Raw genomic sequence first — 22,745 nt, 5'->3', positions numbered from 1 at the left:
TAAATTCCGTAGCAGAAAAGCTTTACAGCATTTTTTCACCGTGATAAAAAATAGGCTCGGTTTGGCTATTGGTTTTAAAAGGCTGACCGGCCTCAAGAAAAACAGCGCGAAAAGAGCAAAATGAATAGTATTGCTGCCATCGAGCGCTGCTCCTCCAACTACTACCTCAGCGAGTGGTTTGACGAGTAGCTTCCCCACCTCGGTATAACCGGGGGCTCCGCGACGTCTTTGATCAAGGCTTTAGAGATTTTTCTAGTCTAGAGACTCTTCTAGAAAGCCTTCAAAGGTCACTGCAGGTTGCGTGAGTGCAAGGAAGCTATAAGTCGGATTTTCCGTTCTTATCTCCAGCCTGATTCATCGGTACTGCTCGTAGCCTGGCTGCGCTCTGTATTTATTGGATTTTGGTTTGTACTGCAATGCCGCCGGTTTTCTTTCTGAACGTCATCATATGTCCGGTTGAGGTTGGCATCCGCCTGCCTGTCCGGAAAAAGATTAAGAAAATCAACAAGAACAATCGGAGACAGGAATTCATTCCTGGAGGGCATAAAAATGGATAGCAAAACCCAGTTGAACAGAACTCAGCTAAATAAAAATCCTTTAAGCAAGGCGGTGCGACTGGCGGTAGGGTGCTCACTGTTGGGCGGTGGCGCCATTGCTTTTGCACAAGAAGTCCCGGAAGTGGCTGATGCGGTAGAAGAGGTTGTTGTTACCGGTACGCATATCAAAGGGCTCGATGCGGAAGGTGCTGTACAGGTTGTGCAGATCGATCGCGATGATATCGAAGCCTCCGGCGCGACCTCTCCGATCGAAATTCTGCAGCAACTGACGCAGACCGGCGGTGGTAGTGGTACTTTTTCAACCGCGACTTCCGGCGCTTTGTCCAGCAGTACCCCGGTGGGTGCAGCGGGTGTTTCCCTGCGCGGCCTTGGTGCGAGCTCAACGCTTGTTCTGGTAAATGGTCGTCGCGTATCTGTCAGCTCCTTTGCCAAAGGGCAGGAATCCTTTGTCGACGTGAATTCCATTCCGCTGTCTGCGATTGAACGTGTTGAAGTGTTGCCCAGTGGCGCTGCAGCAACCTATGGTGCCGACGCTGTCGCCGGCGTAGTGAATTTTGTGCTGCGTGATGACTTTACCGGCAGTGAGATTTCACTGACCCATGGCAACTCCACCGCGGGTACCGATGAAGGTAAATACAACCTGAATTGGGTGTGGGGCCGCGAAGGTGAGAACAGCCACACCATGGTTGTAGTGGACCTGTTTTCCCGCAATGCAATGTATGATCGCGATCGAAAATTGACTGCGGATTCTGTGCGTCCGAGCCAGCAGGGTGTGTATCCGAGCTTTAATGATCTTTTCCTTACCTATTATGATCAGACTGAGGGGGCTGAGTCCGGTGGATGCCCGGCGGATCAATACGGTTTTGGAAGCTTTGGTGACTACTGCGAATTCAATACCAATGCGGTTTCCGCTACTCAGGATGAATACGAAAGCGCCAGTGTTGTAGCGACATTCAATTACGACCTCTCCGACAACCTGGAGTGGTTTAACACCCTGATGCTGCAGACCAGCTCATCTCGCGGTACATCTTCTTCAGCGAATTTCTCACGTGCGCCATTTGACCCGGAAAACCCCTACTGGCCAGAAGCTTTAAAAGCAGATCTCGTTGAGGAAGGTTCCTTTCACGAAGAATACCCCACCAGTGAATTCAGCGATTTTTACGGATACCCGATTTACGCCTGGGGCAAATTCCCGGATGCGCGTGCGGTAGAAGTGGAAAACGAAGCAGTGCGGCTGGTTTCCGGCCTCCGCGGTGAGGTGAATGACTGGAACTGGGAAGTTGCCGCCAACATGGGTCGCAGCGAATCCGAACAGCGCGGAATTTCTGGATTGTACAAGGCGGATGCCTTCTACAACGCAAGCCTGGGCAACCTATGTACCGACGGCTCTGTTGTCGATCGCTGGGAAGTGGACCTGGCACGTCCCGGTGCGAGTTTTGGGGCGGGTGAAACCTGTGAGGATCTGGGAAAAACCACTGCCTGGTACAATCCTTTCGGTGGACAGGTTGATCAGGTCGCCGAAATGGATGGCCTGATTCGCACTGATGCAAAACGTAGCGGTGAATCAAACCTTTACGCGATTGACGGCAATATCTCCGGTAGCTGGATTGAGTTGCCGGCAGGGGCCGTTCAAGTGGCCTTTGGTGGTGAGTTCCGCCGTGAAAGTGTGGTGGATACTCCTTCGGGCGACGCTGTTTCCACTACCGTGAATCCCGAACCTATCATTGGCTTTAGCTCTACTTCTGCCGACGCTGCACGCAATCAGTGGGCGGTATATATGGAGCAGATGATTCCGCTGGCAGCCAATACCGAGTTGCAGTTCGCGCTTCGGTACGATCACTACGATAACTTCGGCGGTGACACTAACCCAAAGATTGCCCTGCGCCACGCGTTTAACGATGCGATTATCTTCCGCAGTAACTGGTCCACCTCATTCCGGGCTCCATCCCTGGCGCAAGTGGGAGCGGGCACCTTGCTGTCCAGTTATTCCGTTGATTGCAGTATTACGCCAGTCGCCTGTGACGGCCTGGCAGATGAGTCGGGTGAATCTCTGCTATCGGAAGATGTGAGCAACGATGATCTGAAACCGGAAACCGCGACCACCTGGGGGGCTGGTTTCCTGCTGAAACCGACCGCCGACACCGAAGTCACTATCGACTATTGGAATATCGAGCACGAAAACCTGATCGGTGTGGAAGAGGATGATTTTATCCTGCGTGCCTTTAACGGTGATTTCGCAGTGGTAGGCGAGGGAGAGCTGCCCACCGGTCAACCTGGCCTTGAAGTGGCCGGTGGTTTCGTGGTGGACGCACACTTCCAGTTATCTAACCTTGGTTGGCAGAAAACCAGTGGGGTGGACATGGCTCTGACCCAGTACTTCGAAACCGAAAATTGGGGGAGCTTCCGGTTTACGCTGGATGGCACTTACCTGGCGGAGTTCGACAAACTGCCGTCTGATGCACTCGGCGTAGTCAGTGAGGCGGGCAACTACACCTACCCACGCTGGCTGGCTAACAGCTCCCTGCGCTGGCGCTACGAGGACTGGTCCTCCACTCTGTCCGCCAGGTACACCCACAGCTACATGGATGATCCCGCTCCTCGTACTCTGGACGCTCTCCTCGAACCGGGTGCTGAGTACTTCATGTCGCGCGTCAATTTCGATGACGATGGCAACGTGGAAGTCGACAGCTGGTTGACCTTCGATCTCAGCGTCTCCCGCGACTTCGACAACGGCAGTTGGCTGAGCCTGCGGGTGAACAACCTGCTGGACGAAGAGCCGCCGCTGGTACTGGGCACTGGCGCCAACGTGGATCACTTCAACCACAACTCTATGGGGCGTTTCTACACCCTGAGCTACGGCTACGCGTTCTGATCGGCGTCTCACAGGGCCCTGATCTCGGCGGGTGTGGGGTTTACGCCCGCCGAACCTTTTTAATTACTGCGGTGTATTTCTATGCAGACCAGCGATTCCCAATCCATCGGTGCCGATATGACCGGTGATGTGGAGCAACCAGTGAACAAAACCTGGGCAATGCCGGATACCTATCTGATATTGCTAGCGGTGGCACTGGTGGCGTTCGCTCTGAACTTTCTGGTTCCTGCGGGCACCTTTGACACAGTGACCAGTGTGGTCAATGGCACTGAGCGCACGGTGATTGACCCCGCGAGCTACCAGCGAGCCTCCGAAGAGCCGGCGGGGATGTCGCTGTTTGCCGAAGGTGGCGGTATCGGTTTCCTTAATTTTGCTTTTGAGGGAATGGTCTCTGGCACTAAGTGGGGCGCTTCTATCGGAGTCTTCGCTTTTATTCTGCTGACCGGTGGTGCCTTCGGCTTGATTTTTGCCAGCGGCTCGGTGGAGCGTGGTCTGTTTCAGGTGATTGCGCGCAATCGCGAAGCGGGACACTTCTATCTGGCAATCCTGTGTTTCCTGTTTTCCCTTGGTGGTGCCGTATTTGGCATGGGCGAGGAGGTGATTCCGTTTACCCTGATTGTGGTGCCGCTACTGGTCACCATGGGGTACGACAGTATTACGGCCCTGCTGGTGACCTATGTGGCAACCCAGGTGGGATTCGCAACATCTTGGATGAACCCTTTCGGGGTGAGCATCGCCCAGGGGATTGCTGGTGTGCCGTTGATGTCCGGCAGCGGTTTGCGTATGGCACTGTGGCTGTTCGCTACCTGTGGTCTCGCGGCTTACACCATTTTCTATGCGCGACGGGTTCAGCGGGATCCGGCGCGGTCATTGGCCTACGAGTCTGACCGGGTATTTCGCGAAAAGTCAGTATCCGTCAAATCACTGCAGACCATGATGCGCGGTGATGGTTGGGTGCTCCTGCTGTTTGGTGCGGGCATCGCCTGGATGATCTGGGGCGTTGTAGAGCGCAGTTACTTCCTCCCGGAAATCGCCAGCCAGTTTTTCACCATGGGCATCGTGATTGCCGCGGTGGCTATCGCCTTCGGGCTGAATGGGCTTACCGCGAACAAGGCGGCTGCGGCCTTCAAAGAGGGAGCTCAGCAGTTGTTACCGGCGGCGATGGTTGTGGCCTTTGCCAAGGGGATTGTTCTGCTGCTCGGCGGAGATGATCCTCAGGGTGCCAGTGTCCTCAATACCATTTTGCATTCCGCCGGCAATGGCCTCGCGGATGTGTCCGGCGCTGTCTCTGCCTGGTTTATGTTGGTGTTTCAGACGGTGTTCAATTTCTTTATCACTTCCGGTTCCGGCCAGGCCGCGTTGACCATGCCGATCATGGCGCCGCTCGCCGATGTGGTGGGTGTCACGCGACAGACCGCAGTGCTGGCGTTCCAGTTGGGCGATGGCTTGACCAACATTGTTGTCCCCACGTCAGCGGCTCTGATGGGTTGCCTGGGCGCGGCGCGCCTGGATTGGGGAGTGTGGATCCGCTTTGTACTGCCATTGCAAGGGGCGCTCTTTCTGTTCGCGTCACTGGCGGTGCTCGTTGCCGCGATTTCCGGATTTTAACGTTTAAGCAGTTTTTTATGTCTCAAATAACTCTGATCAAAAATGCAGAGGTGTTCGCGCCTCGTGGTCTCGGCCGCTGCGATGTTCTGGTGGCCGGGGATCGCGTGGTCAAGATCGATCAGCACCTGGAACTGCCAGATAATATTGGCCAGGTGGTGGATGCGGATGGCGCCTGGTTAATGCCAGGCCTGGTCGACACGCTGGTGCATATCAGCGGCGGTGGCGGTGAGGGCGGCTTTGGCTCGCGCACTCCTGAGCTGGATGTGCGCGAAGCTTTCGCGGCGGGTGTGACGACGGTGGTCGGTGCGCTCGGTACCGATGCGACCACTCGAACCCTGAACGAACTGTTTGGTAAAACCAAGGCGCTGGAAGCGCAGGGTATTACCTGCTTTATGCAAACCGGCTCTTATCAGGTGCCGGTAAACACACTGACCGGTGGCGTGCGCAGCGACATCATGCTGATTGACAACATTATTGGTGTTGGTGAGTTGGCCATTTCGGACCATCGCTCGTCTCATCCTTCCCGGGATGAATTGACACGCATCGCCGCCGATGCGCGTGTCGCGGGACTGTTGAGCGGAAAGGGCGGTGTCATCAGCGTACATGTGGGCGACGGTGCTGCCCGATTACAGCCATTGTTTGATGTGGTGGAAAACTCTGAAATTCCGATTAGCCAGTTTTATCCCACCCATATGAACCGCAATCAGGCGCTACTGGAGCATGGTGTCGCGTTTGCCCGTGCCGGTGGCTTTATCGATTTTACCACCTCGACAACCGATGAAATCCTGGCCAGTGGTGAAATGCGCGCGAGCAAGGCACTGGCACTGGCCCTGGAGCAGGGCGCGTCTATTGATCAGATGACCTTTTCTTCCGATGCCCAGGGTTCGCTGACCAATTTTTGTGATCTTGGGGAGTTGCAGGATATCGAGGTGGGCTCCATCGCCAGCCTGTTCGAAGAATTCCGCCGCAGTGTGCAGGACGAGGGCGTGGCGCTTTCCCGTGCGCTGCAGGTGGTTTCCAGTAATCCGGCGCGGGCGCTTGGTCTCAAGCGTAAAGGACAGGTGGCCGCCGGGCGCGACGCGGATCTGATGTTGGTGGATCCACAGCGATTCCAGATCACACACGTCATGGCGCGAGGCCGCTGGCAGTTGTTCGATCGCCAGCTGCGCACGGCGCGATGTTTTGATTGAGAGGAGGACTCAGTGACCGCTTTAAAGGATCAACAGCTGTTGGATGAGGCGCTGGTACTGATGCGCAACAACCTCTGCGAACCGTTGCGCACCGGCGAGCTGGCGGCGTACCTCAATATCACTGTGAAGAAGTTGGAGCGTGTTTTCTGTCGCTTCAAGGGCGTCTTGCCAGCCCGGTATTATCGGGAGTTGCGATTGCGGCGGGCACGAGCGCTTTTATTTGAGAGTGCACTGACCATTGAAGAGGTGGGGTTACAGTGCGGGTTTCGCTCTGCATCGCATTTCAGCCGCTCTTTTCGTGAAATCTACGGGCGTAGCCCTCGTGCGGAGCGCATGTACGGGGAGCGGGCAGAAGCCGCATATCGCTACTGCTTCCGCCCGGCAAAGTCTGACTACTTGCGAATAGAATTATGTGTATGAATTTTTCTGTAACGTCCCGGTTGTTCTTGATCGCGGTCTGCCTGTTTTCGCTGGGATGCAAAACTGAGAACAAACAACCGTTGAAAGCCGAACGTCATGCTCACGCTGACTCTGGGCGACTCCTGATCGTCGGTGGCGCCCTGCGCAGTGACAACCAGTCTGTTTACCGTGCTTTTATCAATTCTGTTCCTGCCGCCTATCCCCATGTAGCGATTGTCCCCGCCGCATCGGGTCGGCCGGCCCATTATGCAAAGCAGTTCGCCGATGATTTGCGAACCTTCGGGTTCACTGGCGATGTGCGTATATTGCCCATTGCGGTCAAAGATGATGCGTCGACGGAATCGGTAGACGAAAGCCGGTGGCGCGATGGTGCGCACGACCAGGCATTGGCTGACAGCCTGCAGGATGTGGGGGGGATCTGGTTTGTCGGTGGCGATCAGACAAGAACCACGGATACTCTGCTGGCGGCGGACGGGGCGGATACACCGGTACTCAAGGCTATCCGCCAGCAGCTTTCTCGGGGTGCAGTGATCGGTGGGACCAGTGCCGGTGCGGCGATTATGAGCAACACAATGATCGCTGCCGGAGATTCCCTGAGCGCGCTGACGCTGCCTATCGTGAATGAGTACGCGGGGATGGAAAGTCAGGAGTCCGGCCAGTTGTTGCTGACACGTGGCTTGGGTTTTTTACCGGTCGGTATTGTGGATCAGCATTTTGATCGCAAAGCGCGTTTGGGGCGCCTGGTGCGAGCGCTGGGGAACCGTTCTGACGTGGCCGAACAGATTGGTTTTGGTGTCGATGAAGATACCGCACTGCTGGTGGATCTGGGCGGCAAAACCATGGAAGTCCTGGGCGCGGGTAATTTAGTGGTGGCAGATGGTCGCCGTGCGCGCTTTACCGGCAATGGCAGTGCCGGCCAGGCATTTGCCGCGCGGGGTGTCGAGCTCAATGTGCTGAGTGCCGGAGATCGATGGAGCTGGGAGGACGGCGAGGTAATCGCCAACGGAAGCGAGACTCAGGGGAGAGAAGCGTTCGGCTATCGCGCTACCCAGGGCAGTGGTATTGCCCTGGCAAATCCGCGCCTGGATCACTTGCTCGGCTTTTCCCTGCTGGACAACAGCGAAATGCGTGAGCTGCGTCGCTATTCTTTTGATGCCGAGGGCGGGCAGGGTGTGATGTTCCGCTTCCGGCAGACCGACGAGTCTCGTGGTTACTGGCTCTATGGCTCCGGTACCAAAGATCAGTACTCGGTAGTCGGCGTGGTCATGGATATCGAACCGGTGTCTGTTGCGATAACCGAGAGGCCGAATGGAAAGTCGCTAACGGACAGCCGCTAGTGGTCCATGCGGGAAGTTGGGTGACTAAGGAGCACAGCCAAAGCGTTCAAGTCAAGGCGAGAAAGCGCAGGAATAGTGGTGCTATTTCAAGCTTTCTCAACGCAGAGCTGGACGCTTTGGTGAAGCGAACAGTTACACAACTTTCCTCATGGACCACTAGGTTCCCAGTGTAGGGCGCTCCGCCGTTAAAACCGCCGCGGTGGTGCAAGACCTCCGCGACTGATTGGTACTGGTGGCCTCTGGCAGTTATGCCGGTGGCTGCCGGTATGGGGCGCTGATCGCGGATTTCCTTCCCATCGATACTTCTTCTTTTATATTCCCTTGTTCGCCTTTCCGCCCTCAGAGTTCCCCTCAAATGTCGTGCAACCACTAACCGCCAATTGGCACTACGCTTGTGCTAATCGTGTAGTGGTATTCGACCGTTTGTGACTGGGCGGTGAATAGCAGTTGCACAGCTTCCGTTCTTACCCCTAAAATGTGATCACATTTTTGGCGGCCGCTTCGGAGTGCCGTGGTAGCCGTTGGCGTCATTCGAATCAGGAGTGAGTTCATGAACAAGAACCAGTTGCAACAGCATGACCGCGAGCACCTGCTGCACCCGTTTACGGATTTCAGCGACCTGGGTAAACAGGGCACCCGTGTAATTACCAGCGCAGAAGGCGCCTATATCACCGATATCGACGGCCACAAAATGCTCGATGGCATGTCCGGCCTATGGTGCTGCAACCTGGGCTACAGCCGCCGGGAAATCAGCGAGGCCATATACGAGCAGTTGAACAAGCTGCCGTTTTATAACAGCTTCTTCCAGTGCACCACCGTGCCCTCCATCGAGCTTGCCGACCTGCTGTCGGAGGTGACGCCGGCACACATGAACAACGTGTTCTTCACCGGTTCCGGCAGTGAAGCCAACGATACCAACCTGCGTATCATCCGCCGCTACTGGGATCTGCTGGAACAGCCAGAGAAGCGCATCGTTATTTCCCGTACCAACGGCTACCACGGCTCCACCATCGGTGGTGCCAGCCTGGGCGGCATGAGCGGCATGCACAAGCAGTTCCAGAAGCTGGATTACATTGAGCATATCCAGCAGCCCTACTGGTTCGGTGAGGGCGGCGACATGTCACCAGAAGAGTTTGGCGTGCACGCTGCCCGTTGCCTGGATGAGAAAATTCAGGAGTTGGGCCCAGAAAAGGTCGCGGCCTTTATCGCCGAGCCGATTCAGGGTGCCGGTGGCGTGATTATTCCGCCGGAGACCTACTGGCCGGAAGTAAAAAAGGTGCTCGATCAGTACGACATTCTGCTGGTGATGGACGAGGTGATCTTTGGCTTCGGACGCACCGGTGAGTGGTTCGGCGCGGACTACTACGGTATGAAGCCGGACCTGATGACCTTTGCCAAGGCCGTTACCAACGGCTATTTCCCTCTCGGCGGCACCATGGTGAGCGACCGCGTAGCGGAAGTGATCAAAGCCAAGGGCGGCGAGTTCACCCACGGCTACACCTACTCGGCTCACCCCGCGGCCTGTGTTGCAGGAATTGCTACCTTGAGCATTCTGCGCGAAGAAAAGATTATCGAGACGGTGCGGGATACCACCGGCCCGTACCTAGCCAAGCGCTGGGCCGAACTGCAAGATCACCCGATTGTTGGGGAAGCGCGTAGTCTTGGCCTGGTTGGCGCTCTCGAACTGGTGCAGGACAAGGGAAGCCGGGCGCGTTTTGACGATAAGTGCACCGCTGGTGCGGTATGTCGGGATATGAGTATCAAGCATGGCCTGGTTATGCGTGCCACTGGCGATACCATGATCATCGCTCCACCGCTGATTCTGGATACCACACAGATCGACGAGCTGATGGAAAAAGCCCGTCGCGCTCTGGATGATACCGCCAAGGCCATGGCGTAAACTCCGGTGCTGGCGTCCGCTCGCTAAGGGGGGCGCCGATTTCCGTTCAAGCCAATTCTCATCAATCGCGTGAATTCATTTATGGCAGCAGAACAAAAATATCAGCCGCCCACGGATATCCTTCAACCGTCGGAAGCCTTCCTCCAATCGCATCCGGACCTGAAGTGGATCGAGGGTTTTGCTTTCGATATCAACGGGGTGCCCAGAGGAAAATGGCTGCCGGCGGACTCAGCCAAGAAGCTTTTGGCGGGCGGCCTGCAAATGCCGCGCAGTGCCGTCAGTCTGGATATCTGGGGTCGCGACATTGAAAACAGCCCGCTGGTGTTTGCCAGTGGTGATAGTGACGGCGTGTGCCATCCGGTTTCACCCATTTGCCTGGCGCCCTGGCACCGGGAGCAGACTGCACAGCTGCATATGCAGTTGTTTGAGGCGGATGGCAATGTGCTATACGCAGACCCCAGGGCGCAATTACAAAAAGTTGTCGAGCGTCTGGGCAAGCTGGGCTACAAGGCGGTTTGTGCCACCGAGCTCGAGTTTTACCTTTTGCGGGAAGAGGCCGATGAGTTGGGGCGCCCGCGCCCGGTAAGCGACAATGACTCCGATCTGGTACCTTCCACCGACGTGTACGATCTGGCAGAACTGGATGCCCAGCGACATTTCTTTGCCGATGTGCGTGCAGCCTGTGAGGAGCAGGGAATACCAGCGGATTCCATTCTGTCGGAATGCGCGCCTGGTCAATTCGAGATCAACCTACTGCACTGCGATGACCCGGTAAAAGTTGCCGACCAGACCCTGCTGTTCAAGCGCTTGCTGAAAGGTGTCGCCCGCAGTCACGGTTTACGGGTGAGCGCTATGGCCAAGCCGTTTGGTGAATTGGCAGGTAACGGTATGCACGTGCATATGAGCCTGGTGGACAATGACGGCAACAATGTCTTTGACGATGGCAGTGACGAGGGTTCCGAGCTGCTTCGTCACGCCGTCGCGGGAATGATGGTTACCGCCAACGATGCTATGGCGATCTTTGCCCCTCACGCGAATTCCTATCGCCGCTTCCAGGAGAGCAGTCATGCACCGCTGAATCTCTGCTGGGGTTACGACAATCGCACGGTCACTTTCCGTATTCCCGCCAGTGAGGCCAAGGCACGCCGCATTGAACACCGCATCGCGGGCGCCGATGTAAATGCCTACCTGGTGTTGGCGGCCATTCTCGCCGGAGTGTGTCATGGCCTGGAGAATACTTTGCAGCCGCCAGCGCCGGTTGAGGGCGATGCCTATCAGGTAGAAAGCGAACAGCTGATCAACACCTGGGATGGCGCGGTGAAAAAATTCGAGAGCAGCCCGCTGTGGCGGGAATATATGGATCCGGAGTTTGTTGATCTGTTCGTGCTATTGAAGCGCCAGGAGCAGGCGGAAATTGCCGCCCGGGTAACCGATGTGGAATACCAGAGTTATTTGCAGCGAGTCTGAATTTCCTGTCTCCGCTCTGGTATCCAGCTCCATAAACAGCAATTTTTCCGCCGGCTGAACTTCCGGCGTAGTTTGCGTCCACAACCCAATGGGTTTGGTGACACGCGGACTGGCAGAGGGAAATGCTCTGCTATACCTAAACACAGACAGCTGTGTACTTGTGTTCACAGCGGGTCGCAAACTCTCCTCCTGAAAGTGTGTTCGAGAAATCTGGCCCGCCACTTGGCGGGCATTTTTTTTGCCTGAAAACTTTTTTCAGAAATTTCTTCCCATATGCGGGTTAAACCTTAGTCAGTACTTGCTGTTTTCCTGAAAACTCCACCTATACTGAAACTAACCGCACGCACGGGTCACTTTTTATTCTGTGGCCCCGGCGGCCCTGGAGCATTTCGTGTTAAAAGGAGTTACCCATGCGAACCAAGTCCCTTCTTCTGCCGCTGGCGATTGCTGCCGCCAGCGCAACTTCCCCGGCATTTGCCGACTTTAACGCCGGCGATCTTATTGTGCGGGTCGGTGCCGCGTATATGGATACAGAAGACTCTGTCTTCTCCAAGTCGACTCTTCTCGAGGTTGTGGATCCGCTGGATCCAGACAACATGTTTGAAGTGCAAATTGGCGATGCGCTGGATCTGGATGAAGATACTACCTGGTATATCAATGGCACTTACTTTGTTGCGGACCATTGGGCTGTAGAGTTGTACTACATGGATGGTGCGGATCTGGATGCAGACTACACCACTTATGTGGTCGGTGATGGTATAGATTTTCGCAGCTACGATGACCTTGGTGATTTCGAAACTAATGTCAGCAGCTTGTTTGTAAACTGGTATCCAGTTTGTGTAGAGAGCTGGGTTCAGCCCTATGTAGGCGTTGGTGTGAATTACACCGATATTGATCAGGATTACTTGCGTCCGGTATTTGTTGAAGATGTGCGTAATGCCAATGATCAGATCGTCGACCAGGTAAATCGTGGCCTGATAAACTTCGGCAGCTCCTGGGGCTGGACAGCTCAGGTGGGTATTGATATCGAGTTCGGCCGAGACGCCAACTGGTTGTTCAATGCCTCCGCAATGTATGTGGATGCTTCGCCGGAAGTTGAGATCGGCGTCGATGACGTGATTCTGAGCAATGGTATAGCGATCGATAGTATCCGCTACCGGGATGATCTGGATATGGATGCGTGGATATTCAATATGAGCGTGGGTTACAAGTTCAGTTTCTGATCGGCCGAATGCTCCAGACACCATTGCCCCGGCGCGCTTTTTCTGGCGGGTCGGGGCTTTGTCGTACCTGCGCTGGCAAAAAAAGAGTAAAGCGGACACTTCTCGCGGATCGCTCTCACTACCGATAGCCTGAGTAGTCTTGCACTGGTGGTGGACGGATTCTGTCTAGCGGTCATATCCCTGCCAGTGTATTCTTCGCGTTTCTTGGCACCGGATCAGACGCCAGCCAGAACAATAAATACGGGGAAATTATGACCGCCTTGGAGAATCATACAGACGGTCCACCGGCCGAGTCCCGGCCACTGAATATCTGCTTACTGGGGTACCGAAGCCATCCGCACTGTGGTGGTCAGGGTGTTTATCTCCACTATCTGAGCAAGGCCCTTGTTGAAGCGGGGCACAAGGTTGATGTCATTTCGGGGCAGCCGTATCCGGAACTGGATTCGCGCGTGCGCCTGATAAAAATGCCTGGTCTCAATCTCTACGAGCATGACAACCCCACTCGCGCACTGAAACTCAAACACCTGCTGAGTTGGGCCGATTTCTATGAATGGTTCGGCAAACTGACCGGTGGTTTCGTTGAGCCCTACACCTTCGGTCGTCGTGTGGCGCGGTATCTGCGTCGGCACCGCGAGCGCTACGACGTGGTGCACGACAATCAGTCCCTTTGTTACGGGTTACTTGAGATTGAAAAGGCCGGCTTGCCGGTGGTTGCCACCATTCACCATCCAATCACCCGAGACCGCCAGCTTGCGTTGGATGCGGCACCAGACTGGTTCTACCGGTTGCTGGTGCGCCGCTGGCACAGTTTCCTCGGTATGCAGATCAAGGTCTCGCGCAAACTGCGGCACATTGTCACCGTATCGACACAGTCCCTGAATGATATTGTGTCTCAGTTTGGGGTCAGCCGTGGGCAGTTAACACTGATTTATAACGGTATCGATACCAGCGTATTCGCGCCGCAACCAGGTGTAGCGCAAAACCCGATGCGTATTATGACGACCGCCTCTGCTGACCAACCGCTGAAAGGATTGCGCTTCCTGCTGCAGGCGATGGCACTGCTGCGTGCGCGCCACCCCGAATTGTCGTTGCTGGTGGTCGGGAAATTGAAAGAGGGTGGAGCCACCGAGCAATTGCTGCAAGACTTGAAGTTGCAGGACTGCGTGCAATTTGTCTCTGGCATTTCCAATGATGAAATGGTTTACCACTACGCATCTGCGGGTATGGTGGTTTGCCCATCGCTGTACGAGGGCTTTGGTTTACCCGCCGGCGAGGCGATGGCCTGTGGTGTCCCTGTCATATCCAGTGATGGTGGCGCACTGCCCGAAGTAGTTGGCGACGCGGGTATTGTGGTACCGGCCGGTGACAGCGGTGCCTTAGCGCGCGCTATCGAGCAATTGCTGCAAAGCCCGGATTTGCGTGCGACTCTGGGTGAAGCCGGGCGCCGGCGGATTGAGGAGCAATTCTCCTGGCAGGTAGCTGCCAGGCATCTGGTTTCCTATTACCGGGAGATTCTCGCCGGCACGGGTATTCGTGCCGGGCGCGAGGGAAGGGCGGCTGCGGTGGTATCCACCAGCGCAAAGGCTGGCAATACCGACCTCGCTTGCGCCGATGCGGAAGCCGCAGAAGGCGCAGCGCGTCGCGGAGAGGCGGCCTGATGATTACCGTGGATCCTAAATTATTGAGCCTGAAATCCGGCCAGCGAGTGCTGGATCTTGGCTGTGGTGAGGGTCGCCACGCGATCCATTTTGCGATCACGGATAACGTGGACATTTTTGGTGTAGATCTGAGTGAGAATGATCTGGCCACTGCCGCCGAGCGAGCGCAACCGTTTGTCGAGGGCGGCCAGCAGTCCGGTCGTTTGCAGCTGTGCGTGGGGAATGCCCTGCAGCTGCCTTTTCCCTCAGGTTTCTTTGATGCGGTGATTTGCTCGGAGGTTCTGGAGCATATCGAGGATTACCGGGGAGTGCTCGGCGAGATTTTTCGCGTGCTCAAGCCCTGTGGCATTTTTGCCGCGACGGTGCCGTCGTTTTTTCCGGAGTGGGTGTGTTGGAAATTGTCTGATGCCTACCACGAGGTCGAAGGAGGGCATATCCGGATTTTCCGCGAGAAGAAGTTACGACATGACATTGAAGCCTTCGGCCTGAAGTATTTTGCCCGTCATAAAGCCCATGCGCTGCATGCTCCGTACTGGTGGCTCAAATGCCTTTTCTGGGGGCAGGACGACAACCCTGTTGTGCGTCAGTATCACCGCATGCTGGTATGGGACATGATGGAGCGTCCGCGTACAACCCGCTGGCTGGAAACCCTGTTAAATCCTCTTCTGGGCAAGAGTATTGCGTTGTATTTCGTAAAGCCTTCCGTGGCGGAAAGCGCAGATGCAGCACTGTCAACAGCCAACACCGATGACTCTCGAGAGGAGCAGGCTGCATGAGCCGATATATGGAAACCCTGCAGCGTGACGGGGATACGCACGCCTCTAAGGCGTTGGCGAGTCAAGAGCTTCCACTTATACCAGAAGGCTTTCTGCGCAGTAGCGCTGACTACATCCTTTCCCAGCAGCAGCCCGATGGCTGTATCCCCTGGTTTGAAGGGCATTACGCCGACCCTTGGGATCATGTGGAAGCGGCCATGGGGCTCAGTATTGCGGGCGAGTTTGCCGCAGCGGAGCGGGCCTACAACTGGCTTGCGAGCAAGCAGTTGCCGGATGGCAGTTGGTGGGCGGCTTACCGCGATGGCGAGGTCGATACCAGCAGTCAGAGTGGCGAGCGACGCGAGTCTAACTTTGTTGCTTACGTGGCTACCGGTGTTTGGCAGCACTATCTGATCTGCGGGCAGCGGGCGTTCCTTGAGCATCACTGGCCGATGGTCGAGGCTGCTCTGGAATTTGTACTGAAACTCCAGTCTCCCCATGGTGAGATTCAGTGGGCCGTCGATAAAAACGGAGCCCCAATGGAGGACGCGCTGATTACCGGCTGCGCGTCTATCTTCAAAAGCCTTGAGTGCGGAATAAATATCGCGGCAGTTATGGGGCGACCCAGACCCGAGTGGGTGGATGCCCGTGTGCGGTTGGGTTCAGCACTGCGTGAGAAACCCCATCGATTTGATCGCACCTGGGAAAGCAAGGACCGGTTCTCGATGGACTGGTTTTACCCGGTGCTGACGGGTGCCGTCAGTGGAGACGCGGCCAAATTACGCCTGCAAAAAAAATGGGGAGAGTTTGTGGTTGCGGGGCTGGGGTGTCGCTGTGTCAATGACGAACCCTGGGTTACTGTGGCTGAGTCCTGTGAGTTGACCATGGCATTGCTGGCGGCCGGAGAGCCGGTCAAGGCGCGCACCCTTTATCGGGGTTTGCACCGCTGGCAGGACAGCGATGGCGGCTACTGGACTGGCTATGTATACCGCGACAGCGCTGTATGGCCGGAAGAAAAAACCACCTGGACAGTGGGCGCCATGCTGCTGGCCGCGGATGCACTGGCCGGTTTGACGCCGGCCAGCGGGCTGTTTACCAGTGTAAACTTGGTTGGGGCTGTCTCAGAGGCGGCGCAGGATGCCGAGTGTCTCGACCATCTCGACCAATTCGAACTGACCGGAAGCCAGCGCTAATTTGTAGATGTCGTAAGGTGCCTGGCCACCGTCTTCCGGGTTGGGAAAAATATCGTGAATGGCCAGGTAGCCGCCGGCGACGATATGTCGGGACCAGCTGCGGTAGTCGGTAAGTGCTGCCTCCAGCGAGTGGCCACCGTCGATAAACACGAGACCCAGAGGAGTATTCCAGTGGCGCGCGGCGACCGCCGTTGGCGCGACCACCGGCACCACGTGATCCTCCAGTTGTGCGGCGCGCATATTCGTGCGAAACGTGTGGAAACTGTCCATCAACTGGCTGCGATCATCGAACAGTTCGCGGTCGTGGTACTCCTCACCGGGTTGATGTTCTTCTGACCCCCGGTGGTGGTCCACCGCAAACAGGGTATTGCCCATCAGTTTGCAGGCACTGCCCAGGTAAATCGTGGATTTTCCGCAATAGCTGCCCACTTCCAGGCAGGGGCCGCGGTCACTGGCATCGGCTGCCAGCCGGTAGAGCGCTTTGCCTTCGGCATCAGCGAGAAAGCCTTTCACGGTCGTGATATCCAGGGGGAGTTCCATCGGCAGGGCAGTATCCATAGCAGGGTAATCTCTGTGCGGTAGTTCGTAAGTTTTGCGAGACGTTACGTGCATTAGCGCACTTTGGCAATGTGCGGGAGCGACAGTGTTACTGGCAGAAATTATAAGCCTGGAATTCAGAATAAAAGCAGAACCCGGTACCGGCGGTTGCAGGGCAGCGATTGTTTATCGCGAGCGGGTAGACACGAGCCTGATACCGAAAATAAAAGGCGCACAATGCGAAAAGATCATAGACCATACTGGCTCAAACGCGCGCTGATCAATTTCCGCAATTGGCGCAGTCGGCATTTCCTTTTGCCGCAGTTTGACGCCATCGGCTGCGAGCCTGAAATCATGCACCCGGCTTCAGTCAAAGTGTTTGGCAGTAACATTTGCCTGGGGGATTTTCCGCACCTGATATCGACACCGGATAATTGCATTCGCTTTACCGCCATGGGGCATCGCGGTGGTGATGCGTATATCACGATTGGTGACTACGTGCTGATTTCCCCGGGGGTGCGTATATCCGCGGGAGAATCCATCACCCTCGGTGATGCCTGCATGCTGGCCGCCAATGTGTATATTTCCGATTCCGACTGGCACGGGATCTATAACCGTACCCGGCCGTTTCGCTGCACTGCACCGGTTGCCATTGGCAACAATGTCTGGATAGGCGACAGCGCGATCATCTGTAAAGGGGTGTCCATCGGTGATAATTCGGTTGTCGGGGCGGGCAGCGTTGTCACCAGAGATGTACCGGCGAATACCGTGGTGGCTGGGAATCCGGCCCGTGAGATCAAGCAGATCAATCCGCGCCGGCGGATGATTACCCGGGAGGCGCTGTTTGCGGATAGCTTCCGGCAGGCGCACAATCTGGACGAATTGGATAAAATGCTGCTCACAGGCAATGGCCTGTTGGGTTGGCTGAGGTCGCAGCTGTGGCCGAGGCGCGGGGATTAACGCAGTTTGGATATCGAATAACAATGCATAAACAGGGCAGTGTGGTACTGATCGGGATGCCTGGGGCGGGCAAGAGTACGGTGGGTGTGTTGCTGGCGAAAGAGCTGGCGAAAGATTTTGTGGATACGGATGTTTTGATTCAGCTGCGGGAGGATAAGACCCTGCAGGAGATCATGAACGAAACCGACTATCTGAACCTGCGTCGTATCGAGGGTGAGGTCATCGCCGAAGCAGAGCTGCCCAACCATGTCATCGCCACCGGCGGCAGCGCCGTATACAGCGAAGAGGGAATGCGCAACCTGCTTTCCTTTGGTCCCGCGGTTTTCCTGGATTGCTCTGCAGATGAGCTTCGCCGTCGCATTCACAACTATGAAAGTCGCGGTATCGCCAAGGCGCCGGGGCAGAGTTTTGAAGCGCTGTTTGAGGAGCGTCAGGCGCTGTATCGCCGTTACGCCGATATTGTGGTGGATTGCGATGGCCAGGACCTGGAGCAGGTGCTGGGGCAGGTGATTACCAGACTGGAGGCCCGTTAAGCGCGTAGGTGCTGCGTGTAGGTGCCTGAAATCCATTCAGGGCGGGCAGGTACCTCTCCCGTAATCGCCGCCATCGCCGCCATGCCGGGTCGAGCCCGGCGTGACGGATATTGAAGCTTCTGCGGCGCCGGCTTAAAGCGGCAACTGCGTGGTGTACTTGACCTGCTTCAACGCAAAGGTAGAGTTCACCGATGCCACATTCGGCAAATGCACCAGCGAGCGCTTCAGCAGCTGCTCGTAGTGCTCAACGCTGTCCACCACCACACGCAGGACATAGTCCTTGTCACCACTGGTGGAATAGCACTCCACCACTTCCTGCACATCCTGCACCGCCGACTCGAAATTATTCAAAGAATCTTCATCGTGGTTGTGTATGGTGACGTAGCAGTATACTGTGACCCCTAGGTCAAGTTTGCGCGGATCCAGGAGGGTGACGCGGCCACGGATGATACCTTCGGCCTCAAGGCGCTTGATGCGGCGCCAGCAAGGTGTATGGGACAAACCCACTTTGTCTCCCAGCTCAGCCATGGAATAATCGGCGTTCTCCTGCAGCGCCCTCAGAATCTTGCGGTCGAAATCATCCAGGTCGGTTGAGCGCTTCATATAAACTCCTGTCCTACAGTTTCACTATTGGCCGAGATGGCTGTCATAATTTTACGTGCAAACGTGTAAATAAAGCAATGTTTCAATGCGCTTTAAGCACTAGTATGACCTGACCACGCCGTCGCTATCTTTGGCAGCCCTGGCCGGCACAGACCCGGCCCGATCAATCTGGCGCCAATTTCGGCGATGCGCGTCCCGAATCACAATAATTAGCGGAAGCCCGTGTCCAAGACGGTGCTTCAACGATCAGCGGGAAGAAGTAGGCGTATGAACGAGCAGAAGGTGAATGCCGGATCTCAGGCCGAGGAACAGCAAGGTCTGGATCAGGCGATCAGCGGCAAATCGACGGCAGCGAAAGCCGTCTCTCTCGACGACCGATACACCACCCTCAAGGGGCGAGTGCTGTTATCGGGCATTCAGGCGCTGGTGCGCCTGCCCATTGACCAGATGCGTATCGATGCGGCGCGGGGTCTCAATACCGCCACGTTTATTTCCGGCTACCGCGGCTCCCCTCTGGGTGGGTACGACCAGCAACTGGCTCGTGCCAGTAAACTCCTCGATCAGTTCAATATCCGTTTTACCCCCGGTGTCAACGAAGAGCTTGCGGCGACCTCTGTGTGGGGCTCGCAGCAGGTGGGCCTGTTTGAAGGGGCTGAAGTCGATGGTGTCTGCGGTATCTGGTATGGCAAGACCCCGGGCGTCGACCGCTCCTGCGATGCCTTCCGCCACGCCAATGCGGCGGGCTCGTCGCCGAAAGGCGGGGCACTGATCATCGCCGGTGACGACCATGGCTGTAAGTCCTCCTCGTACCCCGGTCAGTCCGAATTCGCTTTTGTGGATATGCATATCCCGGTACTGAACCCGTCCACGGTACAGGAGGTACTGGACTACGGGCTGTACGGTCTGGAGTTGTCCCGCTTCAGCGGTTGCTGGGTGGCGATGATTACGCTGGCGGAAAATATGGACAGCGCCTCCACCGTGGATGTGGACCCGGCTGGAGTCTCGTTTGAATACCCGGAGATCGAGCGCCCGGAGGGCGGGCTGAATATCCGCAAGCAGGATAACCCTCTCGAGCAGGAGGAGCGCCTGTGGCGTTACAAGCGCCCGGCGGCCCTGGCCTTTGCCCGCGCCAACCAGCTCAACAAGCTGGTGTTGGACAACCCCAATGCCACCCTTGGCATCGTCACTGCGGGTAAGGCGCACCTGGATCTGATGCAGGCGTTTGAGGATATGGGGATTGATGAGGCGCGCGCCCGCGATCTCGGTATCCGAATTCTCAAAGTGGGTATGACCTATCCCCTGGATGTACCGGGGATTCAGGAATTCGCCCGGGGCCTCGATTCTCTGCTGGTGCTGGAAGAGAAGCGCAGCCTGATGGAAGTACAGCTGAAAGAGGAGCTGTACAACGTGCATCTGCGGGACCCCCATTTCCCGCGTATCCTCGGCAAGGTGGACGAGCACGATAAGCCGCTGCTGCCCATGTACGGCGAACTGTCGCCAGCGGTCGTGGCGCAGGTGCTCGGTTACCTGCTGGGGGAAGACAGGCTGCACGATCGCGCCAGGCACCGTCTGATGCGGCTGGATGCGCTGGCCGAGCGGATTTCAGCCCAGGCCGGTTCCAGCGTGGCGCGTCTGCCCATGTTCTGTGCCGGTTGTCCTCACAACCGCTCCACCCGTGTCCCCGAAGGCAGTCGCGCCCTGGCGGGCATTGGTTGCCACTATATGGCCCAGTGGCTGGATCGTGAAACCTACACCTTCACCCAGATGGGCGCCGAAGGTGTCAACTGGATCGGCCAGGCGGCGTTTACCAGCGAGCCTCACGTATTTGTGAATCTCGGGGACGGTACCTATTTCCATTCCGGAATTCTCGCCATTCGCGCGTCCGTCGCGGCCAAGGTCAATATCACCTACAAGATTCTGTTCAACGATGCGGTGGCGATGACCGGTGGTCAGCCCCACGATGGTGAGCTGCACCCGGATATGATCTGTCGCCAGGTACTGGCGGAAGGGGTCAAGCGAGTGGTGTTGGTGATGGACGACACCGACAAGTACAAGGGTGCCCTGAGCTTCCCGTCGGAAGTGGAAGTTCGCCACCGGGACCATATGCCTGCGGTGATGAAAGAGTTGCGCGAGGAGCCTGGCTGTACCGTCATTATTTACGATCAGACCTGCGCCACTGAGCTGCGCCGCAAGCGCAAGCGCGGACTTTTGCCGAAGGCCGAAGGGCGCCCGTTTATCAATGAGCTGGTGTGCGAAGGCTGCGGCGACTGCGTCACGCAATCCAGCTGTATTGCCGTTGAGAAGGTCACCACGGCGCTCGGCGACAAACGCCGGATCAATCAGACCGCGTGTAATCAGGACATGTCCTGCGTAAACGGCTTCTGCCCGTCGTTCGTGACCGTGAAGGGCGGAAAACTGAACAAGCGTGCAGGCGTCGGTGACGCTCTGTGCCAGGCGGCGGACAAATTGCCGGCCCCGCAGATGCCGGATCTGAGTGAGCCGTTCAACCTGCTGGTAACCGGCGTCGGTGGTACCGGGGTGGTCACCATCGGTGCACTTCTGGCCATGGCGGCGCACATTGAACAGAAAGCCTGCAGTACCCTGGATCAGACCGGCCTCGCGCAAAAGGGTGGGGCGGTGTATTCCCATGTGCGCTTTGCAGATCGCCCGGAATCTCTGAAAGCCGTGCGTATTTCCGATGGCCGCGCAGATGCATTGATGGCCTGTGACCTGATTGCCGCGGGCAACCTTTCCGCGAGTCTCGCCAAACTGGATGAGACCCACAGCCGTGCGGTGGTGAATACCCACCTGAGCCCAACGGCGGCATCGGTTCTGGGGCGTGAAGATATTCATTCACCGCAGGCGGTGCTGGACACCATCAAGGATGCCGTGCTGGAACTGGATGTGGTCGAGGGGCACACCCTCACCAAGGCGGCACTGGGAGACACTCTTGCGGCGAATATTTTCATGCTCGGTTTTGCCTGGCAGAAAGGTCTGATCCCGCTGGGGCTCGATGCCATTCGGGAAGCGATCCGCCTCAATGGTGTGGCGGTAGAAAGTAATCTGCAGGGGCTGGCGGCGGGCCGGTTGGCGGCTGCAGATCGCAAGGCGCTGGATCAATTGCTGTCGAAAGAGGAAGAGGTTGTTCTGCCGCAAGGACTTGAAGCGATCGTCGCCCACCGGGTGGGGCATCTGACCGGTTATCAGGGTGCGGCGCTGGCTCGCCGTTACCGCAATCTCGTCGACAAGGTAAAGGGCGCAGAGATTCTCAAGGTGCCGGGCAGTGAGGCTCTGGCCGAGGTGGTCGCTCGGAATTACGCCAAGCTTCTTGCTTACAAAGATGAGTACGAGGTGGCTCGCCTGTATTCTGATGGCCGTTTTGTCGAATCTCTGAAAGAGAACTTTGCCGGAGACTTCGAACTGGAATTCAATCTGGCACCACCACTTTTGAGCCCGTTCGATAAAAATATCGGGCGCCCGCGCAAACTCAAATTCGGTGGCTGGATGCACAAGGCGTTTGGTGTGCTGGCAAAGTTTCGATTCTTGCGCGGTAGCGCGCTGGATATTTTCGGTTACACCGCAGAACGCAAGATGGAGCGTGGCCTGATTACCGAATACGAAAAAATTGTCGACGAAGTACTTGGCCGACTGAATGCTGAGAATCATGCGGCGGCGATAGAGCTGCTGAGCTATCCAGATCAGATTCGTGGTTACGGTGTAATCAAGGAAGAGAACGTACAGCTTGCGCAGCAGGCGCGCAATCAGGCATTGCAGCGTTTCTATAATCCGAAGGCGGAAGCCCCGGGCACATCACAAGTGGAAGTATTTGATCCGGCCAAGGCACAGCAGGTCGGTTAAGTTTCAGGTTGTTCAAACTAAAAAGCGAGCTAAACAGCTCGCTTTTTTGTTTCTCCCGGCAGGATTGCAGGCTC

The 22,745-nt window shown here is 56.5% G+C and carries 16 protein-coding genes; 14 read left to right on the top strand and 2 right to left on the bottom strand.

Annotation, left to right across the window (positions count from 1 at the left end; all coding sequences use genetic code 11):
• Positions 1 to 720 precede the first annotated feature (720 nt).
• The 11 genes from ACXAG1_RS10035 to ACXAG1_RS09985 all read left to right on the top strand — a co-directional run bounded on the left by ACXAG1_RS10035 (position 721) and on the right by ACXAG1_RS09985 (position 16,180).
• Positions 721 to 3,429, top strand: a complete 2,709-nt coding sequence (locus tag ACXAG1_RS10035; protein ID WP_475119747.1) for a TonB-dependent receptor domain-containing protein — start codon at positions 721 to 723, stop codon at positions 3,427 to 3,429.
• Between the two features lie 81 nt (positions 3,430 to 3,510).
• On the top strand, positions 3,511 to 5,037 hold the full coding sequence (gene yfcC / locus ACXAG1_RS10030; RefSeq protein ID WP_475119642.1) for a putative basic amino acid antiporter YfcC: 1,527 nt from the start codon (positions 3,511 to 3,513) through the stop codon (positions 5,035 to 5,037).
• A 17-nt stretch (positions 5,038 to 5,054) separates the two neighbouring features.
• The gene (gene iadA / locus ACXAG1_RS10025; protein WP_475092647.1) at positions 5,055 to 6,227 is read left to right on the top strand and encodes a beta-aspartyl-peptidase; all 1,173 of its coding nucleotides are present in this window, start codon (positions 5,055 to 5,057) and stop codon (positions 6,225 to 6,227) included.
• Between the two features lie 12 nt (positions 6,228 to 6,239).
• A complete protein-coding gene (locus tag ACXAG1_RS10020; protein ID WP_475119641.1) occupies positions 6,240 to 6,647 on the top strand; it encodes a helix-turn-helix domain-containing protein in 408 nt (135 codons plus the stop codon).
• 80 nt (positions 6,648 to 6,727) lie between these two features.
• Complete coding sequence (locus ACXAG1_RS10015) at positions 6,728 to 7,984, top strand: cyanophycinase (protein WP_475119640.1); 1,257 nt, start codon at positions 6,728 to 6,730, stop codon at positions 7,982 to 7,984.
• Between the two features lie 550 nt (positions 7,985 to 8,534).
• Complete coding sequence (locus ACXAG1_RS10010) at positions 8,535 to 9,884, top strand: aspartate aminotransferase family protein (protein ID WP_475119639.1); 1,350 nt, start codon at positions 8,535 to 8,537, stop codon at positions 9,882 to 9,884.
• A gap of 81 nt (positions 9,885 to 9,965) precedes the next feature.
• Positions 9,966 to 11,351 carry a glutamine synthetase family protein gene (locus tag ACXAG1_RS10005; RefSeq protein ID WP_475092651.1) on the top strand — a complete coding sequence of 462 codons (1,386 nt, stop codon included), beginning with the start codon at positions 9,966 to 9,968 and terminating at the stop codon, positions 11,349 to 11,351.
• 410 nt (positions 11,352 to 11,761) lie between these two features.
• Positions 11,762 to 12,574, top strand: a complete 813-nt coding sequence (locus ACXAG1_RS10000) for an OmpW/AlkL family protein (protein WP_475092652.1) — start codon at positions 11,762 to 11,764, stop codon at positions 12,572 to 12,574.
• Between the two features lie 251 nt (positions 12,575 to 12,825).
• Positions 12,826 to 14,232: a glycosyltransferase family 4 protein gene (locus tag ACXAG1_RS09995; protein WP_475092653.1), complete on the top strand. Its 1,407-nt coding sequence runs from the start codon at positions 12,826 to 12,828 to the stop codon at positions 14,230 to 14,232.
• Positions 14,232 to 15,008, top strand: a complete 777-nt coding sequence (locus ACXAG1_RS09990; protein WP_475119638.1) for a class I SAM-dependent methyltransferase — start codon at positions 14,232 to 14,234, stop codon at positions 15,006 to 15,008. The genes ACXAG1_RS09995 and ACXAG1_RS09990 overlap by 1 nt, the downstream gene beginning before the upstream one ends.
• The gene (locus ACXAG1_RS09985; RefSeq protein WP_475119637.1) at positions 15,005 to 16,180 is read left to right on the top strand and encodes a prenyltransferase/squalene oxidase repeat-containing protein; all 1,176 of its coding nucleotides are present in this window, start codon (positions 15,005 to 15,007) and stop codon (positions 16,178 to 16,180) included. The genes ACXAG1_RS09990 and ACXAG1_RS09985 overlap by 4 nt, the downstream gene beginning before the upstream one ends.
• Here ACXAG1_RS09985 and ACXAG1_RS09980 read toward each other — a convergent pair.
• The gene (locus ACXAG1_RS09980; RefSeq protein ID WP_475092656.1) at positions 16,109 to 16,738 is read right to left on the bottom strand and encodes a class I SAM-dependent methyltransferase; all 630 of its coding nucleotides are present in this window, start codon (positions 16,736 to 16,738) and stop codon (positions 16,109 to 16,111) included. The genes ACXAG1_RS09985 and ACXAG1_RS09980 overlap by 72 nt on opposite strands.
• Positions 16,739 to 16,954: 216 nt before the next feature.
• Between ACXAG1_RS09980 and ACXAG1_RS09975 the strand changes: the two genes are divergently transcribed.
• Positions 16,955 to 17,677: an acyltransferase gene (locus ACXAG1_RS09975; protein ID WP_475092657.1), complete on the top strand. Its 723-nt coding sequence runs from the start codon at positions 16,955 to 16,957 to the stop codon at positions 17,675 to 17,677.
• Between the two features lie 23 nt (positions 17,678 to 17,700).
• Positions 17,701 to 18,210: a shikimate kinase gene (locus ACXAG1_RS09970; RefSeq protein ID WP_475119636.1), complete on the top strand. Its 510-nt coding sequence runs from the start codon at positions 17,701 to 17,703 to the stop codon at positions 18,208 to 18,210.
• A gap of 132 nt (positions 18,211 to 18,342) precedes the next feature.
• Here ACXAG1_RS09970 and ACXAG1_RS09965 read toward each other — a convergent pair whose 3' ends face one another.
• Positions 18,343 to 18,813: an Lrp/AsnC family transcriptional regulator gene (locus ACXAG1_RS09965; protein WP_010131435.1), complete on the bottom strand. Its 471-nt coding sequence runs from the start codon at positions 18,811 to 18,813 to the stop codon at positions 18,343 to 18,345.
• Between the two features lie 267 nt (positions 18,814 to 19,080).
• On the opposite strand from ACXAG1_RS09965, the gene ACXAG1_RS09960 reads away from it, so the two are divergent.
• Positions 19,081 to 22,671 (top strand): indolepyruvate ferredoxin oxidoreductase family protein, encoded by a 3,591-nt coding sequence (locus ACXAG1_RS09960; RefSeq protein WP_475092659.1) that lies wholly within the window; start codon positions 19,081 to 19,083, stop codon positions 22,669 to 22,671.
• Positions 22,672 to 22,745 lie beyond the last annotated feature (74 nt).

The sequence above is a fragment of the Microbulbifer sp. ABE4_465 genome, from assembly GCF_056160765.1.
The sequence above is the reverse complement of the archived record's forward strand: the minus strand, read 5'-3'. Positions and strand labels throughout refer to the sequence as shown.

What these genes read in the sequence shown, in the direction of transcription:
- ACXAG1_RS09970 (WP_475119636.1), top strand. Translation starts at nt 17,701, where the DNA reads ATGCATAAACAGGGCAGTGTGGTACTGATCGGGATGCCTGGGGCGGGC.
- ACXAG1_RS09985 (WP_475119637.1), top strand. Translation starts at nt 15,005, where the DNA reads ATGAGCCGATATATGGAAACCCTGCAGCGTGACGGGGATACGCACGCC.
- ACXAG1_RS09965 (WP_010131435.1), bottom strand. Translation starts at nt 18,813, where the DNA reads ATGAAGCGCTCAACCGACCTGGATGATTTCGACCGCAAGATTCTGAGG.
- ACXAG1_RS10010 (WP_475119639.1), top strand. Translation starts at nt 8,535, where the DNA reads ATGAACAAGAACCAGTTGCAACAGCATGACCGCGAGCACCTGCTGCAC.
- ACXAG1_RS09990 (WP_475119638.1), top strand. Translation starts at nt 14,232, where the DNA reads ATGATTACCGTGGATCCTAAATTATTGAGCCTGAAATCCGGCCAGCGA.
- ACXAG1_RS10000 (WP_475092652.1), top strand. Translation starts at nt 11,762, where the DNA reads ATGCGAACCAAGTCCCTTCTTCTGCCGCTGGCGATTGCTGCCGCCAGC.
- ACXAG1_RS09960 (WP_475092659.1), top strand. Translation starts at nt 19,081, where the DNA reads ATGAACGAGCAGAAGGTGAATGCCGGATCTCAGGCCGAGGAACAGCAA.
- yfcC (WP_475119642.1), top strand. Translation starts at nt 3,511, where the DNA reads ATGCAGACCAGCGATTCCCAATCCATCGGTGCCGATATGACCGGTGAT.
- iadA (WP_475092647.1), top strand. Translation starts at nt 5,055, where the DNA reads ATGTCTCAAATAACTCTGATCAAAAATGCAGAGGTGTTCGCGCCTCGT.
- ACXAG1_RS10005 (WP_475092651.1), top strand. Translation starts at nt 9,966, where the DNA reads ATGGCAGCAGAACAAAAATATCAGCCGCCCACGGATATCCTTCAACCG.
- ACXAG1_RS09975 (WP_475092657.1), top strand. Translation starts at nt 16,955, where the DNA reads ATGCGAAAAGATCATAGACCATACTGGCTCAAACGCGCGCTGATCAAT.
- ACXAG1_RS09995 (WP_475092653.1), top strand. Translation starts at nt 12,826, where the DNA reads ATGACCGCCTTGGAGAATCATACAGACGGTCCACCGGCCGAGTCCCGG.
- ACXAG1_RS09980 (WP_475092656.1), bottom strand. Translation starts at nt 16,738, where the DNA reads ATGGATACTGCCCTGCCGATGGAACTCCCCCTGGATATCACGACCGTG.